This is a genomic window from Dysgonomonas sp. HDW5A, from assembly GCF_011299555.1.
Taxonomy (GTDB): domain Bacteria; phylum Bacteroidota; class Bacteroidia; order Bacteroidales; family Dysgonomonadaceae; genus Dysgonomonas_A.
The window spans coordinates 2,406,269-2,423,665 of record NZ_CP049857.1 but is presented as its reverse complement, the minus strand read 5'-3'; the positions used below and the strand labels follow the sequence as shown (position 1 = coordinate 2,423,665).

10 protein-coding genes are annotated in these 17,397 nt (G+C 36.7%); all 10 read right to left on the bottom strand.

Annotated elements, in window-relative coordinates; translation table 11 throughout:
* Positions 1-55: 55 nt before the first annotated feature.
* Positions 56-1,390, bottom strand: coding sequence for a FimB/Mfa2 family fimbrial subunit (locus G7050_RS10080; protein WP_166114766.1), 1,335 nt, complete (start codon positions 1,388-1,390; stop codon positions 56-58).
* Between the two features lie 9 nt (positions 1,391-1,399).
* Complete coding sequence (locus G7050_RS10075; protein ID WP_166114763.1) at positions 1,400-3,943, bottom strand: BACON domain-containing protein; 2,544 nt, start codon at positions 3,941-3,943, stop codon at positions 1,400-1,402.
* Positions 3,944-3,954: 11 nt separating this feature from the next.
* Positions 3,955-5,175, bottom strand: a complete 1,221-nt coding sequence (locus tag G7050_RS10070) for a FimB/Mfa2 family fimbrial subunit (RefSeq protein ID WP_166114760.1) — start codon at positions 5,173-5,175, stop codon at positions 3,955-3,957.
* A 127-nt stretch (positions 5,176-5,302) separates the two neighbouring features.
* The gene (locus G7050_RS10065; protein ID WP_166114758.1) at positions 5,303-9,835 is read right to left on the bottom strand and encodes an immunoglobulin domain-containing protein; all 4,533 of its coding nucleotides are present in this window, start codon (positions 9,833-9,835) and stop codon (positions 5,303-5,305) included.
* A 36-nt stretch (positions 9,836-9,871) separates the two neighbouring features.
* A complete protein-coding gene (locus tag G7050_RS10060; protein ID WP_166114755.1) occupies positions 9,872-10,807 on the bottom strand; it encodes a hypothetical protein in 936 nt (311 codons plus the stop codon).
* Between the two features lie 53 nt (positions 10,808-10,860).
* Positions 10,861-12,150 carry a fimbrial protein gene (locus G7050_RS10055; protein ID WP_166114752.1) on the bottom strand — a complete coding sequence of 430 codons (1,290 nt, stop codon included), beginning with the start codon at positions 12,148-12,150 and terminating at the stop codon, positions 10,861-10,863.
* A gap of 198 nt (positions 12,151-12,348) precedes the next feature.
* Positions 12,349-12,849 carry a hypothetical protein gene (locus tag G7050_RS10050; RefSeq protein WP_166114749.1) on the bottom strand — a complete coding sequence of 167 codons (501 nt, stop codon included), beginning with the start codon at positions 12,847-12,849 and terminating at the stop codon, positions 12,349-12,351.
* 45 nt (positions 12,850-12,894) lie between these two features.
* Positions 12,895-13,035: a hypothetical protein gene (locus G7050_RS10045; protein WP_166114747.1), complete on the bottom strand. Its 141-nt coding sequence runs from the start codon at positions 13,033-13,035 to the stop codon at positions 12,895-12,897.
* Positions 13,001-15,460 (bottom strand): Calx-beta domain-containing protein, encoded by a 2,460-nt coding sequence (locus tag G7050_RS10040; RefSeq protein WP_166114744.1) that lies wholly within the window; start codon positions 15,458-15,460, stop codon positions 13,001-13,003. Before G7050_RS10040 ends, G7050_RS10045 begins: the two co-directional genes overlap by 35 nt.
* A gap of 15 nt (positions 15,461-15,475) precedes the next feature.
* Complete coding sequence (locus G7050_RS10035; protein ID WP_166114741.1) at positions 15,476-17,395, bottom strand: OmpA family protein; 1,920 nt, start codon at positions 17,393-17,395, stop codon at positions 15,476-15,478.
* Positions 17,396-17,397 lie beyond the last annotated feature (2 nt).

The window sequence follows — 17,397 nt, the reverse complement described above, 5'->3', positions numbered from 1 at the left end:
AGTAACAATACTCAATAAGATTAAACTATGTTATTCTACAAAACATATTGAGGGTTTAAAATAAGCTAAGATATTGTGTCACTGTAATTTTTCGGGTTAAACTACCGGCTCTGACCGTAATAGTTCCTGTACGATTATATGTCGGCAGTTCAATAGTAGCAAATGTGCCTGTTATTGTCCTACGATTTCCTGAACCCGTAAGTGCTAGATTTGTTAACCATGCAACATCGCCCGTAACTGTTACAGTTGCTGCTGTATTAGTATTCAATACAGTTCCAATAGTAGCTGAGCCACTGTCATATATTGTAAAAGGTGACGAAACCCCTAATTCATGTTTCCCATCTGCAATCATATCCACAATATCATTATCATTGTCAATAATATCTGTAAAAATATTTGCAGAGTAATCTGCTGTTATAGCTTTCTCCAGAGAGTCATAGCCTGCACCAAATACTTTGGTAATCTGAATAAGGTAACGGTGATTACGAACTATATGAATAACTTGCCCTGTATCATTCTTCAGCCAAACCTTATAATACCCATCAATCCCTTTATATTTAGCTCTGAGAATTACAGACAAACCTGTATTATCCAAAATATTTGTCCTTTCATACAAATATAAGTCGGGAGTGGTACTACCTGCTGCATATGACCAAACACCCGTTCCTGAAGTATTTACATAGTCAATATAACTTGAACCGGCAATAAGACTAACAGTTGATGGCGTTGTAGCGGGAACTGTATAGGCCGTAGGAGCAACTCTTGCCTGATTAGAACTCTTCAGAATTGTAAAACCTGTAAGAGTAAAATCATTCAGACCATTGTTTGCATTACCTGGAATACATTCAACAGAGACAGCTGCAACTGCTCTAAGCATATTTATTGTTCCCAGAGTAGTATTTGAGGCTATACTTGGTGAAGAAACTCTTCCCCACATAACCAGAGGTAATTGTGGAGATGTTAGTGCAGCCAAAATATTAGTCTTTAGAGAAGGAATGGCAACACTTTCCAACATATTAGTTGTAACAGAGCTAAAGTTTACAATATCAGCATCATTTTCGTTTCTGCCATTGGCAATAATATGAAAAGTACGCGATAAAGATGTCGCTTTCATTCTAAGACTAAAAGTTTTCGTATTTCCGCCTCCTGAAATATTATTGACCTTGACTCTTTCTATAAATTGATTGTTTTCATTAAATATCAAGAGATCAATACAGCGAACCGAATTATCATCATAAGACCTCAAACCCGCAGTAACCAGTTGATTTTCGTGAACCTCCAGAGCAAATTTAAGTTCAACATCTCCTTCTTGCATTATGTCCGAGTCCTCTGACATACCACACGAAGTGGCTGTCAGTAGGAATAGGATATATATTATTAGTTGTTTCATTCGAATAAATTATTTATTTTGATTACTTTTTTTAGCGTTATATGCTTCTATCCGTATTGAATATTCATCCTTCGACTCATTAGGCAATCTTATCGGATAATTTGGGTCTATAACTTCGACCATTCTAACTGCATTTCTCGTTTCAACTTGTTGGAATACCACATTTGCAGCCTGAGTATTCTTATTATACTGTAATTGAGCCAGATAATTATAATTCGAATATCTTTGCGTTACAGTCATTCGCCTTGTACTCCGATGCACTTCGGTACCTCCCGTATTTTTCCAGACATAATTACTTAAGGACATTGTTCCTCCCTGCCAAGCTACAACTTCAGCAGTTATAATTCCGGTTCCCTTAGCCCCATACCAAGTAGCATACATATCTAAATTAATAATAGCAGGCAAAATGGGGAAATATTGAACAACGCATAAAGCTTGCATATCAACCAGAACGGATTCTCCTCCTGAGCTTGTATTGTCGGCTCCCCACTTTAGGAAATTTTTGACTCCCGCACTATTACACCTTCCATATCCAACAGCACAACCATCTATAGAACCTCCAACATTTATTCCTGTATTTATAAATTCAGTTCTGGTATCTAAATCGTTGCCTGCAGCTGAATCCCAAGTATAATAAACGCACAAATAATCAAATGGTGGTATAGGAATTATTTTCGCAGATTGTATGATCTTTATCGTTTTCTTAAAATTTATATCATTAATATGCCTTAAAATTATAAATCCTTCTCTATCTATATAGCTGGTTTCTGCTTCTGCTGTAAAGGTCAGATCTCCACCATTATTTATTGCAGAGGTAATCCATGAAGATTTAGAGTCAACTACCCAGTTTGCATCCCCTCCTAGAGCTGAAACATCCGTATTTGTCACCGTACCTCCTGTAGAAGCCACCACAATATCAACTGGAGTTATCATATTTAAGTTACAAACCTTCACTTCATCGTACTCTAAAGTACTCTTATTTAAAAATTTATAAATTGTATTATCATAAGTGCCACCTCTGGTGAATCTAAGAGTTTGATTACCTGTCCCCGTAGTATAATTACAAGAAGCTATAGAAGCATCTCCATCTATCTTCATCCATGAGGAGGTAGCCGGATCAACCGTCAATACAACATCCTTGAATGTCGGAGATTCGGAAATATAGATCGTTTGAGGATTTAATGTTATCGAACCTGTTGTAATAATCGGAGTCTGATTCACGGTAATTACCTTTGTCAGATTCTTCACCTTAATGTTCAATGTTGTAGATCGCGGAACCGTATAGTCTGCTCCCGTAGCAGTTAGCTTTATATTATTAGTCGCATCAAAAGAGGCTGTTAACCAACTTGCTCCCGATTCTAAAGAGCAATCACCTGTCTCTGCATTAGTTGCATAATAAAAATCTTTACTTACTCCCATATTAAACACGGTCTCTTTCACAGTAAGGAAAGTTTGAGAGATATCTGAGATTATTGTATTTTCATCCCAAGGTAGTATATTTAATGTACCATCAATCAGTTTTGCTGATGCATCGGTTTCTCCTCCTAAAGAAGAGATGTTTAGTGTTATATCATATATCGTATTACGATTTATCTTATAACCATTCTCTTGATTAATCAGTATTTTATAATAATTTTCGGTTTTCACAGTAACATCTCCTTCCTTCTGATAAGGAATTTGCAATACAACAAAAGTTGCATCCTTTTCCACATCATAAGTCGTTCGTAAATTCTCATTGATATAAGAATGAACCGTTGATTTCGTTGTACCAACTCCTCTTTCCGAAGGTGTTACTGTTTTGAAATCATAAGATATATAATTGGCTGTAGTAGGGCTAGCTAAAGCTGAAACAATATAAGAACGGTCTGCAACATTAGCCATCTTAACCGATAGATTTTGATTCGCAGGAGCCAGTAAGTACTTAACTCCTCCAAAAGTAAAATCGGTTGTATTAACAGTCATATTTACTTTAGCTACATTACGCACCAAAGAGATAGAAGCTCTAACGTCGGTTATAAAATTGTGATCCTTCTTAACGCCATGCATCAAAAGGGGTTTATCTGCATCAGGCTCCGCAATCTCTGCCGCAATAGCATCGGTTATTACAGCCTCCAGACTACTCTCGTTAGTAACAGAAGCCAATTTATTTGCTGCTATATTACTAACTATATGTATGTTTCTCGATTTATCCAGATCTGATAATATTACAGAATTGAGTACCATAATCACCTGATCACTAACCCATCTGCTCATATCAATATCGCCAGACGCACCTGTATAAGGTACATCTATTCGAATAGAAAACTCTTTATTTCCTGTGGCACTTTCAAATATAAAAAGTGAAAGATTAGTAACCAGAGTTTCTTCATCGGTAGCTGTGCTTCTCAACTCAGGTGTGTCAACCGAAGGCAATTGCAAAGCAATCTGCACTTTACCGTCAATGGGTTTTGAACTTCCCAATTCATCCTGCTCCTTCGCACAAGAAGGGAGAAAGAGTATTATCAGTAAAAAAGTTATTATTTTGATATATTTATTCTTTATTCTAAAGTACATGAGCTAACGTTTTAGGGTATTAATATTGTTAAACCGGTGATATCATATTGCTCTTTAGAACCATCTAAACCCGAAATGAAAAGATTCAACTTAGTAGAAAGAGCAGCTCCTGCAGTTTTACGTCTTACCTGAATGTTAACAGGAGAAACTGTTTTTTGTCCGAATGTTACACTTTCATCGACAAATTCAAAATTTGTAGGATCTTCAAGCGTTACCCACCAATTTCGTTCTTGCTTCATATTCATGGCATAAGTAGCTATATACCCCGAGTTGCCCGAAAGCGTCATAGTATACAGATCTATGTTATTGGTAGAATATACAGTCGCCCAATCTTTAACATCAACCTTTACTTCAATTCCTCCTTTAGCGATGAGACTTATTTCCAGAATTTTATTATCCTGTGGAACAATAGGTATTTCTACTTCATTTATATAATCTGTTCCTCCTGCAGTTATAAGTTTTACCCCCACAGAAATTTTGTGTGTACTTATATCTCCAGCCGATAACGATTTATGTGCAGGAATAATAAAATCAATAGTATCACTTTGCTGATGCCCCGCCTGATCTTCTGATTCATGAAACGTTGCCGCTTTTGTCATAGGAATACTGGTCGTAGTAGGATTTGTTTTATTAGGGTATAAACCTCCACTCCATGACAAACTTGTGGGAACGTTTATCAATGAGAAAGTATGCCCTCCACCTAATTTAAATCCGACACCGTCTTTTAGTACTAGTCGCACTTTAGCAACATTACGATCTAAAACAGCTGTAGCTTCATGAGACTGATCCTTTACAATGGTTAACCCATCGATTAAAGCTGTACGAATCTCGGGTACATCAGGCAATAATCCTCCCGAAGGCTGAGTTACCCACATGGGCATATCGGATTTGGCAAATGTAAATTGGGGGGCTTTTAAAAGAGAACGGATATCCATTTCATTGCAGCCGACCAACACAAAATTCCATTTCCCGACAAGCATATCCATCTTAAGATATTCCTGGGTACGTTCGATATTCAATGGCATATGATTGAAGTAATCCAAATTTGGAGACTGTCCGTTAAAAGCATACAATTCGGAGTACTGCCTGATATTTTCAGATACTCCAGCGACCCTCAACTGAATACCATTCTTTACAATTTCATTATCAGCTATGACCTCTTCGTTACTACAGGATGAGTAACTCAGAAGCAGACTGAAAGCCAGAGCTGCATATTTTACTTTTGCGTGCATGTTTATATATTTTTATCTAGGAATAAGCCTTATAACCGTTTTACACGACAGACTAAATTCCAAATTTCAATCACCTAATTATATTCAATACGTATGTCACTTTAACCTTATCAACCCAAAAAGAAGGCTAGTTGGCATTGATCTTCTTAGAAACTATCTGCATTATTGATGTCTTTACTTTTACAATATAAGCACCTTGGTTCAAGACCAAATCTTTATTATAAACTGTAGGAGCACCCACCAACTTACCACTGTTATGTAAACGCCTCCCTTGTAAATCATATACATCAATTTCAGTCAAACCATCTTCACAACGCACCTCTAATTGATTTTTAGCGTAAATAACTGTAATCAAACCTTCATCTCCAGTTTCATCTATAATACCTGATGTTGAGGATGCCAATCGGAGAGAAAAACGATCTGTATCAGCATACTGTTTTTTCGGATCCGTCTCACGTTGATTAAAACTATACACATTTTTAGCCGTAAGATCCTGTTCTATCTTCAAATGCTTATCAACCAATATGGGAGTCAAACCCGTTGCATAAGTAAATGAACTTACATTATCAAATTCCAAGCTCAATACATCCTTCTGATTCGAGCTCTTAACCCCGATGCCAATTTCGTTTTGCCCCTTAGATAAAAACTCGATAAGGCTATATTCTTGATCTGGTGATATTATAAAAGCTTCGCTTACAGCATGACTATCCGGATAAACCATTTTACGTACACCAACCGATTCATTTTGTTGATTCACATTCAGTATCGCATAATCCGATCCGGCAAGATTGCCGCTTTTAGACCTGAACGATAAAGCATTCAATGATCTAGTATTATTAATAGCAGCATTATTAAGATTGCCGGTCAAAGCATAATTTCCTTCCAAGGGATAAACAATGTCTGCACTAGTTAAGCCATCGGCTAATGTTATTACAAAGGCTTGTAAAGCAGAGATTTTATTTTCCAACTTATATTCTGTCCGTGCCCACACCTGATTGGTTGGCGTTAATAAGTAGTAACCGGCATCTTCGTTCAATACATTCCTATTCGCCTCAAAAAACAATCGGCTATTTATAGATGCCATAAAAGGATTACCAATCATAACAGTATTAGAAGTACTAGCCCCGGAAGTCACGTGCTGACTATAAGCCGGTACATTTTCTCCCTGGACATTTATATTAGGAGCCTTCTTGGTTATATTGTCCTCATATACGAACCTATATGCTTCGTCAGAACGTGACATTACTCCTATAGGAGAAGCCAACTGTTTTAATGTCTTCTCATTAAAATAATAAAAACGACTTTCTTTCCGAATCGAATTGTATGTATGCCCCGGATGGTAAGTCAATACATTGCTATTCTCGAAATATGGTATTTCCAATATACCTTTCAAACCTTCGAGGTTAGTATGATCATTATAACCAATGTTTGGATTATAACAAGCCACTTTTACTGCCAAAGCATTATTTGTAGTTGATAAATCAATATCGTTAGATGCAAATGGAGTGCTAAAATCTCCCGAAACAAGATTTCCACTCAAGGGGTGTGGTGCATTATACAATGACTGCCAAGTTAATGGATACCCCGCTAATGCAAAGTCGCCGGATGCCATCTTCTTCAATGGCGCAGCCAACATATACCACTTATCTCTGGTAATCATCGAACAAGCACTACCGTCAAGATTATTTTGGGGTTGTTCTGTATTATTTCCCGCATAGTACCCCCAATTATATTGTATATAAGCCTTATTATAAGTCAACAAATGCTGATAGGCAAGTTCTCCTCCAAAATGAAAAATGATCTTGTCGGCAACAGGATTTCCATATCCTTCTATGAAAGTATATAAAGGATCTAAAGATGGATAAGATAATAAACCTCCGGGAATATGCACTTCTGTACATTGAGAAGGAATTACAGTTACTGAGCTACCTGAAGGAGTTCCCCAATTTTCCGGATTATTCCAGTTATGATCATTAGCAGTACCTTTCCAATATAGCACCGGCAATGATAATATAAAAGGATCGCTGGGAGTAGACGGGCATGCTCCTTTAGGAGTAACAATTACAGAGTAAATTCCGGGACTTGTTGCCGTATAAGTCCTATTTACCGCTCCCGATACAATAGCCTTATCTTTGTACCATTGATAAGATGGTAATGCAACTGTAGTCTGAGCTGTCAGAACTGTTGATGCACCTGTTAATACACATGCACCTGTTATAGTAGGAGTTTCGGCAACCGGCAATACTCGGTTTATCTCTACCGAACTTTGCAACTCGCACAAACCATTATTAATAACAACTGTATAAATTCCCATATCAGATTGCTGTGCCGACTCTATATTATAAACAGGTCCTGTAGCATCGTCTATTACGTCACCATTCTTAAGCCATTTATAAGAATTTACAGGTCCAACCGAAAGAACCGAGAGCTGAACAGGTTTAGTTTCGCAAACCGTAGTCTCATCAATAGAACCTATTAATGCTACAAACTGATCGTTTCCACTATAAATACTTAAGTTCTGAGATGTAACTGATCCGCAATTATCGACAATCTGTACTTTAAAGCGTCCGGAGATCAGATTCTCAAACACATTTGAATTTTGCCATGCTGAATAAGTATTATCATCTGCATCTTCTCTTTTAAAACGATATCGAAACGGAGGACGACTTCCATTCGCTGTTATGGTCAATTTTCCAATATTCTCTTCTCCACCGCAAGTAATACCTCCAGAGAGAGGTATATTCACAGTAGGAGATATATAATCGGGTAAAATCAACTCTTGTTCTTTATAATAGCACCTTGTTGCTGTTGTCGAATGGTTGTAATAAGCATAATACTGCACCTTATATTTACCTGCACCTAAACCACTTATGCTCGCGGTATAATTACTGTAAGCATAAGTTGAATATGTTGCATTTGTTACGGTATTGGTTATCAACATATAATACATATAAGGAGAACTTGTTGTCGTATAGGGAACTCCAGACATATTAAGAAAATACCCTTTACCTGAAACAGTATATTGACCACAAACAGCAGCAGTGGTATATGTTGGCTCATCAGCACCGAAACCTGTTACCACTTTGGTTAGCGTTACGGTTTTGGTCTCTTGACGGCATCCATAATCTATTTTTATTTGATAAACACCATAAGGAAGGTCAGACCACAAAATCAGATAAGAAGAACTGGCGTTTTGTGCTGCTGTTATAGTAATAGGATCTCTGGTTACAGGTCCAGATTCGATAGAATATGTTATTTCATGAGCTCTATTTAATGTATAAGCAGTTGTTGGCACAGAATAATATGCATAAATTGCAGTAGTATTAAAATCGCAAGTACGGCCAAAGTTATAACCATAATAGTTCGAACTATTAATAGCAGGATTAACCGTCGCAGTCATATATCCTGTCAAAGATGGAGATATAGTCGTAACAGATAATGTTTTTACCACTGTATTATTTGATTTTACAACTATGTTATAAGATGTTGCCGGAGAGAGACCCTTTATATCGTAAAAGGTTCCTCCCGCCCATGTATAAGTTTGGGTTGTCCCCCCCGACTGAGGGGTAACCTCTACTGAAAAATTATCGCAAACATAGTTTGAAACCCCTGTAGTTGACAGAGATAAACGAACAACAGCTTCAGTAGGTAAATTACAATAATCGTTATATACAAGATAATTGGCATATGAAAAATTCATAGTTACACTTGGCAGTGTATAGGCCGGAGATACAACTGTAGCCCCTGTACAAGGATGTTGGGCTAGAATTCGGTATTGCCCGGGATTGGTTGGATCATATCCGGTAATAGGAAAATTTATAGAATAAAAAGATGTATTCCAAGCAGAATAGTTTCCAGAATAAGCAGGATATTCAATACAATACTTGATTGCATTATAATATGCCATAGATAGTGCCGTGCTTCCATTAATCTTAAAACTTGAGGAATAATATCCATATACATAAATTTTGTCACAAGCTCCATTACCATAATAACCAGAACTATAAGGCGTAAAATCAAGAGATGTAAATTCAACACCTTTCAAAGGGGCTCCACTTGATGTTACAGCAATTGTGGATGTTGTTATACGTAATTCGCCGCAAGCATCTTCTACTTCCGCATAATACTGCCCCGTACTCAAACCACTAATTGTCAATGCTGTAGAAATTGTACTATGCTCGCGTTCCATAGCTACGTCATTGGTCGTTGTATTCCTTATTCTATAACGATAGGGACTCTTTCCTCCGACTACACTAATAGTTAGACTGCCATTATCTGCACAATATTGGCTTGAAGCCATACTGGCAGTAGGAACATTCATGGTAAATGCTTTATAGGTAGTAGTTATTGTAGCACTTGCAGTAACAGGAGTCGCCCCGGTAGACTGATCATACACTGATACAGTATATGTTCCGGCAGGCAAATCGTTAAATACATTGGATGTTTGATTAACAATTTCGTAAATCTCATTATTATTACCTCTTAACCCATAAGAAGCTGTACCTGTTACATTAGTGGCTGTTACCGTAATCACACCATTTGCCAAACAAGTACCTGCCGTTACTCTTACTGTAACCGAAGGTGTTGCCCAAAGTAATATAGGACATAAAACAAAGAGGAATAAAACTATAAATTTATGTAAAACATTATTCATTTTCATCGAAAGTGTGTTGGTATATTATTTAGAGAAAAAATATCAATTAAAAATATCAGTCTGGTCTATATATGGTTCCCATTCCTTAGCAGTTACTTTTACATCGAGATTTGTATCCGGTTCACCCTTAAATGTTAAGTTAATCTCTATTATACCGTTTGGTAGCGGAATAAAAGGAATATCTGTAGAGGGAATACTAACAGGACTTTGTCCATAAAACGGTAAACCATTCATGGGCATACTCACTTTTAATCGTATTTTATTAGCAGTTAGAGGATCAAATGTTTGTGCCTCTATATCAGCGGGTATAATAAATTCAATTGCAGCAGCTTTTCCCTCTGCATCAAACACGAAGTATTCACGCAAAGGTTTAGTAGAAATTTCAGAAGGAGCCAAGGATAGTTTGCCATTCCAGAGTAAAGTAGTAGGCACGTCAAGCAATTCCGCATAAGCATAAGCATGGCTTCCGTTTACTTCATCAAAGCCACCATATTCTTTTAAAATAATCCGAATCATTGCTACATTCCTATTAAGCAATGCATCTTTCTGAGTAGTTGTATTTGCTGCTATAACGGTTGACATTAAAGGAGCATAACGTAATTCGGGAGTTTGTTCCAGAAATTCGCCTCCTGCTTTTACGCCTGTTCTCCACATTGGCGATAGATGCATGGCTCCGTTATATTCAGGAAGAATTATTTTTCCTGAAATATCCGATTTACAACTCAACAAAACTAAGTTCCAGATACCGGTAGGGCCTACTTCCATATCTGTGGATAGAATATCTCCCGATTGCCTTACATTTAGCTGTCTATGATGAAAATTAGCATTAGCATCAAAGACATATAATAAAGCATTATTTATAATCTCTATTGGAGCCGATCTTAGGTCTAAAGTAATATTAGATTTTTCTCCAACCGTTTCATCCGTATCTCCATTACATGCCTGTAAAAAGAAGAGTGATACAACACATAAGCTCATTAGACTCTTCTGACACTTAATATATTTTCTTATTAGTTTATACATACTATAAATCACTTGTAAATATTACTAGTCCACGAAAAGAGATTTCTCCCGATTGTTTCTTCAACCTCGATAGAAGGAACAGATATTCTCTTCAGAGTTGATGCAGATCTTAATTCTTCAATTGTATTTTCATCATAAAAAACACCTAGATTTCTTATCACGGCTATTATACCATATTGATAATTACGTCTTATATAATTATGGCTTGCTCCATTTGCAATACCATTGGCATTAATCACTACTGGATAATAATATTTGACAGTTTTAGCCTTACCATCAAGGGTACTTATAAAATCGTATCTCACACTGATTACAAAGTATGTGGGAGCTTGAGCATCATTCTCGAAAACATAAAACCATAAAGGAGAATGATTAGACTCAATATCATAACTTGATGAATTTATAGGTTCCTCTAAATAATCTGTAAATATGCTACCTGTAGAAATATTAGAAAAAGAATTCTGTAAGAAGCGATATCCATTATTGTTTCCATGTCCAAAGTTTCCGGCTAAGGGAATATTATCTTTTGATACAAAATAAGATGCCGTTTTAGCATTCAAAAGAAATATGGAATCAAGTGCATATTCATAAACATTTGTTGGATAACCTGCCTCAAATTGAAGTTGAGAAGGCAAATCAAATGTTATTTTCTTAAATGCAACTCTAGCAACCAAACGCTCTAAATAAAACGGATTCATTCCATTGAGCACATAACCATCCGAAACTCCGTCGGGACGTCCTCCATTTGAAGTATATCCTAAATATTGTTGCTCATCCTGAGCACTGCAAACTACTTGATTATAGCCACACATAGTCAGATTTGTTTTCCAATCAGATGGAGCTACCCCACCAATAGGTAAATCAGGATCTTCGGTATTTGTTTCACCCAAGTTGGCATATTGTCCTTGGGTCGACAAATTCTCATACGCATTCTTAAAGTCTGTAATGGTTGAAACTCCAATGTTTGAGATACTACTGAAATAATTATCAGGAGCATTGGCTACTACGTATATTTCACGTGTACCAGCAGTTAAGGCAACGCCTTTGACTTCATCGATTTCTTCATATCCCGTACCTGTTAACACATCAATTTTGCGAGGAATTGATTTATATCCGTCAAGTACACCATTATCTGATTTGAAAACTAAGACGACCAAACTATAAATCTTACTTTCTGCCGAATTATCGGGCGTTCCAGTCGAACGTGTCTCATTCTCACTAGTTTCTTCTTTATCTGAGGGACTTAATGAGATTGCCAAATATATTTTATCTTTTCCCTCATTAATATCACTATCCATAACATATTCATTCGAACATGAAAAGATACATATTGTAATTATCAGAGGGACCAATATGGTTTCTAGATATCTTTTTATTTTATTCTTTGTCATTATTTGTTCGCACCCTATAATTGAAACTAAATTGATTTGTTATTTCCGCATACATCTTCATAAGTCCGATACTTATACTTAGTATAGAAAGTCAATCAATTACTACTATTGAAAAGTATAGTGGACATTACACCAAGAGATTTTAGCTTTTTTATCCTTCAGGAGAGACATCGAAGATATCCCTGCATAGGCAAAAGCACCGGAAAAAGTCTCCTCATTATTTTTTATTCTTAGTTTATCAGATCCATACAATTTCTCAACTCTGGTGAGTCCTTTCACTACAACAAGCTTATTTCTATCTCCATAAGCAAAAGTCACCCATTCACCTTGCTGAGTATCGTAAACTTTTAAAATTCCTTTTTCGAATCGATACTCATAGGTATACCGCTCAGGCATAAAACAGAGTTTTGAATCATTAATAAAAACCAACATAGAATGTTCAAAATAAGAATCTTCGACACCTATATAATCGACCCATAGTTTTTTAGGATCCAGTCCTGAGGTTTCCAACTCTACAGCTCCTTTTTTTGAGCCGGCAAACATTTTAAACTCTTTTATCTGGCAATGTCTGAAAGATAGAACCAAGGGTAAAATATTTTTTCTCATATTATTTCTCTTATTCTAAAGTTCGATTCGAAAAAGGATATTTATTTAAGGACGTATCAGACCATGGTGATCCGAACGCTTAGTCATCACTTTCATCACCGGTGTCTTTGTCAGAATATGATGAGACACCATGTGATGAGAAAGTAAATGTTTAGTCATTAATAGTAAAGCCTGCATATTTTCCATCTGATGAAATATTTATTTGAGGCGCATTAGCCGGTGTTATCACAGAATCCAGACCAACAACCAATTTCTTAGCACCCAGTTTGTCTTTATCAAAAAGAATAATACCATTTAAGTTTACAGCACTTCTGTTTCCATCACCCCAAATACGTAAGTCATGAAGATTGGTGAAAACAAAGTCTTTACCTTCAGCAGCAGTTGTCTCAGCAGCTACAGAAGACGAGATAGTTATATCACCACCTGTTGCATTTGTTAATAATGCTCCGTCAGATGCTCTCAATAAAGAGATACGGAAGAAACCTGATACAATATTATTCATACGGCCATGATCACCCAATGATGTAACAGCAAGCATTGCAGGTTGATCTATAACTGTACCTGAACAACTTAGCAATGAGCTTTCGAAGCCTACGTTTGCATCGCTGATAGCATGTACCTTATTGAAGTCTACAATTACAGTTTTAGGTAATTCGTATCGAGTGTCACTTAGCGTTTTCACATTGAATTGTCCGGTTTTCGATCCATTAGCAATAGTCAAGCGAGGAGTTATGCCCATATCAAAGTCAAGAGCATCTGCCGTTCCTTTTCCATAGCTACCATCTATTACAATATCCGAACCTGTTGCATTTACCAGAGACTCGCCGTTTGTTTTGAAGATTCCTAATTCATAAACTATGTCTCTATCATCTTCAAGACCGTCTCTTGTATTTACCAGTTTCACGACCACTTCCTGATCTTCAATAGTAGCTGTTCCTTTAGGTTTTACTAAGTAACTTTTACTAATATTAGCAAGATACATCTCAAACAATTTACGTCCTTCCACTAAATTGTTTGCTTTAATCGGAACCTCTACATCTTGTTTGATCATATATTTAGCTGCTCCATCATTAGAAGGAACAAAGGATAAACTTCCTTTTATCGGAGAATAGTTATTAGCTTCTGTGGCTGTACCTTCCTTCGTAAAATACTCTACCGTTACAGGAACCGGAACACCCTGATCTGTTGTTGAATATCCCGTTAGAGTTACCGTAAACAAAGCTGTGGTATAACCATTTACCGGCTTATTTATTTTGACATCCGAAACATAAACACCGTGACCGAGTTTTACCAAACGATTATTCATGTCTTTCAGAAGAACATCACCATTTGAAGTGAAGTTAATTTCATTGAATGATTTCTTAGAATCTTCAACAGCATAACGATCAAATAATAAATCTCCCATATTGGAAACCATACAAATACGACCCGAAGAAGTACTTGCCAAGAATATGCCATTAGGGCTTAGTTGTGCTTTATTAAAGTTACCATCTGTTGCTTTCTGGTATATTTGGCGTCCATCTTTAGCTAACCCGATAATTGTACCTCTCGCTCTGTCGTTATCGAAACCTACGATCACCGATTCACCTGATACCGCATCTATTCCCATACCGGAGATACTTTCCTTCATTACATACTTTTGCAGGTCGGTTCCATCATTACGCAATAGCGAATAATAGCTTTTGTCACTGCCATTTCCTCCTACAAGAATATTTCCATTATTGGCTAAATACAAATGCTCTAAAGATGATAATTGCGAAGCCGGTACAATTTCTTTATTGAAAACGATGTCTCCTTCGGCTCTTATTTTAAGCACTTTTCCCCCGCCTGAGTTACTGTTTCCAACAAGAAATACATGTCCGTCCTGAGCTGTTATCATTTTATTTATATGAAATCCTGCATCAGGTAAAACTGTAACGAATAAAGGTTTACCGTTACTATCAAGACGTGTAACCGATGCACCTGCTCCATCTTCGGAAGTAAAAGCAGCATATACAAATTCTGTAGAACTACCCAGTATGTCAAAAGCAACACAGGTACCGCTTTCACTCGCGACATACTTATATATTGTTTTTCCGGCAGCATCTACTTTTCCAACCATTCCCGCCTTAACACTTAAGGGAGTAGGTTCATAACCACCAAGAATCAAACTTCCGTCTTTAAGAATCTTTCCGCAGAATAATTCACTTCCTTCATTTCCCAGATAGACATCTGTAGATATATCTCCTTTATTATCTATAATTAAGGCACGACCCGAGATTTGTGCAGACCTTTTGCCTTTTGCATTAACATTTGACTGACCTATAATCAGTACTTTGTTATTTCCGGCATAATAAACATTATTAACTGAAAGAAATCCGGTGGGTAACGAACGTGAAAAACGAGTATCACCTTCTCTCTTTACCCAAGTTACTGTTGTTCTATTGTTATCAGTACCTACCAAAACGGCTTCACCATCAGCTGCAGGGCATAAATGCTGATAATCTATATTTTCGCCATATGTTCTGTCAAAAACCACAGGCATATACTGAGCTTTAAGTGTGTTCATCGGAAATCCAATCAATAAGGCACAAATAAGCAGGCTGCCATATATCTTTTTTCTGCACTTCATAATTATATTCATTTGTTATTTTATTATTGCTTTTATTTCAACACGTCTAGCTTTGCGATTCATCCATATTTTCTGATCCCAAACGGAAGAAGTACCATTATTATATTGCGATTCTCTTTTATGGAAAGGAGTTAACAGTTCTTGTCCATCATCTTCCATATCTTTTTTTGTAAGGAAGATCTGACCTTTACCTGCAATTTTAGTTTTTACCTTGATTCCTTTACTCATCAACCAAGAATAAACCGATTCTGCTCTTTTCTCTGATAATAAGAGATTATAACCTTCTCCTCCCATTTCGTCGGCATATCCGTCAATAATTAGAGATTCGACTTGGCTGAAATCGGTATCAGTCAGAAAATTTTGCAAGGCATCAATAGCTGTATAAGTTAATTCCGCATTATCGAAGTCGAAATACACGGTTAACATTGATTCTGTATAGTATGAGAACTTCGGAAGTTCCTCATGACGAGGAGCATTAAAATCACCACCATTCTTAATCAGATTTATTGTCCCATTCGAAATAGCATTGGCCTCCGACATTCCGTATATTGAACTACTCTTGTGCTGTAAATTATTACGATAGAAGTAGAATATATCATCCTGATGTTGTAATAATCGGTCGGAAACGATATAGCCTCTGTCATTATCGATTCGAAGCATGCTAAAATCATTCAGTACCGAATTGATCGGATAATCAAAATGAATTAGACTACCTTTTGTGATCAATCCTCTTTCATAAATAATACCGTAGATATCATATCCTCCAAAACCAACATGTCCATTAGAGGCAAAAATCAACAAATCGTTATATATAGTAGGAGATATTTCGTCTCCTTCGGTATTTACTTGTGCTCCAAGATTAATAGGATCCCCCCATCTCTGAAGTTCGTCATTCCATTCGGATATATATATGTCATAGCCTCCGTATCCTCCCGGCATATCCGACGAAAAAAGGAGAAATCTATCGTTATCAAAAAGAAAAGGATGAGCGTAAGATGCTTCTTTCTTTTGAGGAAAGGCTAACTCAAATGATGACCATCCATTACGTTTGCTGTTATATTTCGAAGAATACAGCTTAGTATTAAAAGCATTAATCCCTTTTGACGAAATATCAATCTGCTCCCCCTTGTCATAAGCCACTGAAGTAACGACCATTCGGCTCATATCTTCCGAAAAAGAAAGGGGACCATTTTGTAAATCAACAGGAACCATGTGTAATAATTCACGAGATCTCTTCTTCCGACCTAATACAGCACTCATCGAAAACTCGGAGTTCTCATCTAACGAATAGTACTTTGTTCGATGATAGAACTTCTTGTTGGGGTCATGGAATTTACTATTACTGGTAGCATAAAAATACTCATCATTCATTTTTCCGATCCAGAATTCCGAAAATGGAGTATTGCCTTTATCCAACCTTTCGACAATGAATTCGGGAACACCTACAGGCATAAATCCGTCCTCAAAATCAAGAGCATGGACTATATTCAGATAACGCTGATCTTTATTATAGACATCACGATAAGCATAGTTCCGGGCAATTTTAATAGCCTCGATCTTTGCTCCTGAGTATCGTAGAGCATCCAAATAATTACAGACATCAGAAGCACTAAATAAGTCTTCATTTAACAACATTGCCTTCTCATAATGGGGAATTGAAGCTGTGTAATTCAACAGACTAAGATACAACCTTGCAGTTTTCAGATGAAGTAATGCATTATAAGTATCACTTGCTTTTTTAGTGAGAGCCGATTCATATAATTTCATCGCCTGCTCAAACTCTTGTCTGACAAATTTTCGGTCAGCCTTTACCTCTGTTTTTCTGGCTTTATTGTCTTGCTTGCTTTGTTGTTTATCTTTAGGATATACATGCAGCGACATCGCAGCTAAGAGAGACAAAGTCAAAAAGCTGATTTTCATTTTTCTATTTATCATTA

What these genes read in the sequence shown, in the direction of transcription:
- G7050_RS10080 (WP_166114766.1), bottom strand. Translation starts at nt 1,390, where the DNA reads ATGAAACAACTAATAATATATATCCTATTCCTACTGACAGCCACTTCG.
- G7050_RS10075 (WP_166114763.1), bottom strand. Translation starts at nt 3,943, where the DNA reads ATGTACTTTAGAATAAAGAATAAATATATCAAAATAATAACTTTTTTA.
- G7050_RS10070 (WP_166114760.1), bottom strand. Translation starts at nt 5,175, where the DNA reads ATGCACGCAAAAGTAAAATATGCAGCTCTGGCTTTCAGTCTGCTTCTG.
- G7050_RS10065 (WP_166114758.1), bottom strand. Translation starts at nt 9,835, where the DNA reads ATGAAAATGAATAATGTTTTACATAAATTTATAGTTTTATTCCTCTTT.
- G7050_RS10060 (WP_166114755.1), bottom strand. Translation starts at nt 10,807, where the DNA reads ATGAGCTTATGTGTTGTATCACTCTTCTTTTTACAGGCATGTAATGGA.
- G7050_RS10055 (WP_166114752.1), bottom strand. Translation starts at nt 12,150, where the DNA reads ATGGATAGTGATATTAATGAGGGAAAAGATAAAATATATTTGGCAATC.
- G7050_RS10050 (WP_166114749.1), bottom strand. Translation starts at nt 12,849, where the DNA reads ATGAGAAAAAATATTTTACCCTTGGTTCTATCTTTCAGACATTGCCAG.
- G7050_RS10045 (WP_166114747.1), bottom strand. Translation starts at nt 13,035, where the DNA reads ATGGAAAATATGCAGGCTTTACTATTAATGACTAAACATTTACTTTCT.
- G7050_RS10040 (WP_166114744.1), bottom strand. Translation starts at nt 15,460, where the DNA reads ATGAAGTGCAGAAAAAAGATATATGGCAGCCTGCTTATTTGTGCCTTA.
- G7050_RS10035 (WP_166114741.1), bottom strand. Translation starts at nt 17,395, where the DNA reads ATGATAAATAGAAAAATGAAAATCAGCTTTTTGACTTTGTCTCTCTTA.